This is a genomic window from Bradyrhizobium sp. MI1.4 (assembly GCF_055811315.1).
Genome location: NZ_JBVVPP010000137.1, coordinates 1 through 773 on the forward strand (window position 1 = coordinate 1; position 773 = coordinate 773).

The 773-nt window shown below is 61.6% G+C and carries 1 protein-coding gene; it reads left to right on the plus strand.

Annotated features, from left to right (window positions below):
• On the plus strand, positions 1–773 hold a 773-nt coding region (locus tag AC0L23_RS39965), incomplete at both ends, for a transposase (protein ID WP_473358422.1).

Sequence of the window (773 nt, forward strand, 5' to 3'; positions counted from 1 at the left end):
TGCGACCGTTCGGGCGTGGCTATCGAAGCACCCAGCGATCAACATTGTGTCGCGAGATCGCGGTGGTGGATACGGCGAGGCAGCAGCCAAGGCGCTGCCGAACGCCATCCAAGTCGCCGACCGCTGGCATCTGATGGAAAATGCGAGCGCGGCCTTCCTTGATGCGGTGCGCCGCTCCATGAACAGAATCCGAACCGCAATTGGAGCGACGACGATCAACCCGGAATTGCTGACCTGTGCGGAAAAGCTGCGCTATCAGGGCTATTTGCGGCGGCAGGACAGCCATGCCGTAATTACGGCTCTCGTCAGCGACGGTGTGTCGCTCAAGGAGATCGTCCGCCGCACAGGACATAGTCGCAATCTGGTTCGCCAAATTAGCCGCGGCGGCGGTACGGATATGTTCCGCACCCGTCAAAGCACCCTGGACGGGCATCTGCCGTTCCTGGACGCGCAGTGGTCAGTCGGCTGTCGCAACGGTGCCGAGCTCTGGCGCCGCTTGAAGGGACAAGGCTTCAAGGGATCGCTGCGCGTCGTGGCGGAATGGGCGACGCGACGGCGACGTGCCGAGACTATCAGCCATCAACAATTGCAGAAGGTCCCCGCCGCCAGGACGATAGCGCAGCTGATGACGACGAAGCGCGACCACCTAACCAAAGCCGAGACCGTCACGCTTGCGGTCATCGAACAAAACGTTCCTATGCTGGCCGATGCCCAAGCTCTCGTTGGCCGCTTCCACGCGATGATCCGAAAGAAGGCCGAGATGGAGCTCGAAC